Source organism: Streptomyces sparsus (assembly GCF_054776295.1).
In genome coordinates, this window is record NZ_BAAHCA010001247.1 from 1 (window position 1) to 1,157 (window position 1,157).

1 protein-coding gene is annotated in these 1,157 nt (G+C 73.9%); it reads left to right on the forward strand.

Annotation, left to right across the window (positions count from 1 at the left end):
• Positions 1 to 207 precede the first annotated feature (207 nt).
• Positions 208 to 1,157: PAC2 family protein (locus tag ACYVE9_RS27695; protein WP_461030635.1), on the forward strand; the 950-nt coding region annotated here is incomplete at its 3' end.

Genomic DNA, 1,157 nt, shown 5'->3' on the forward strand with positions numbered 1-1,157 from the left:
CCGTCCGGAGCCGGTGACGGGCAGCCGCTCCGCGGCCGGGCGGCCCCGGGCCGCGCCCGGCGGGCACCGGAAGGCGGCAGCTCGACGGATAGGCGTGCGAGGGCTGCGGCTTGGGCAAGGTCACGCCGTAGGCTGGGGCCGCACGCAAGACGAACGGCAGCCGGACGTGGGCGTCTCACTCCGTCCGGCCCTGGAAGGAGGCACTGGGTGATCGAGCTCGAGGGGGTTCCCGAGCTGGTCGACCCGGTCATGGTGGCCGCGTTCGAAGGCTGGAACGACGCCGGCGACGCCGCCTCCACCGCGGTCGGGCACCTGGACCGGGAATGGAAGGGTGACGTGTTCGCGGCGCTCGACGCCGAGGACTACTACGACTTCCAGGTCAACCGGCCGCACGTGTGGCTGGACGACGGGGTGCGCAAGGTGACCTGGCCGACGACCCGGCTCTCGGTGGTACGGGTGGGCGGCGACAAACCGCGCGACCTGGTCCTGGTGCGCGGCATCGAGCCCAGCATGCGGTGGCGGTCGTTCTGCAACGAACTGCTGGGCTTCGCCCACGAACTGGGCGTGGAGATGGTCGTGGTGCTCGGCGCGCTGCTCGGCGACACCCCGCACACCCGCCCGGTCCCGGTGACGGGCATCACCTCCGACGCGGACCTGGCACGCACCATGGGCCTGGAGGAGTCCCGCTACGAGGGCCCGACCGGCATCGTCGGCATCCTGCAGGAAGCCTGCACCCACGCCGGCATCCCCGCCGTGAGCCTGTGGGCCGCCGTACCGCACTACGTCTCGCAGCCGCCCAACCCGAAGGCGGCGCTCGCGCTGCTCAACCGGTTGGAGGACCTGCTGGGCATCCGCATCCCGCTGGGCGAGCTGCCCGAGGACGCCCGGGCCTGGCAGCTGGGCGTCGACCAGCTGGCGGCGGAGGACACCGAGGTCGCCGAGTACGTGCAGTCGCTGGAGGAGGCCCGGGACACCGCCGAGCTGCCCGAGGCGTCGGGCGAGGCGATCGCCAAGGAGTTCGAACGCTATCTGCGGCGGCGGGACGGCCAGCCCGGCCAGCCCCCGGGCGGAAGCCACGCCACCGACGGCGGCCTCGCCGGTGACACCGGCTCCTACCTGCGGGACCCGGGCAGCGGCCGGTCGCGGCCGCAGCGGCG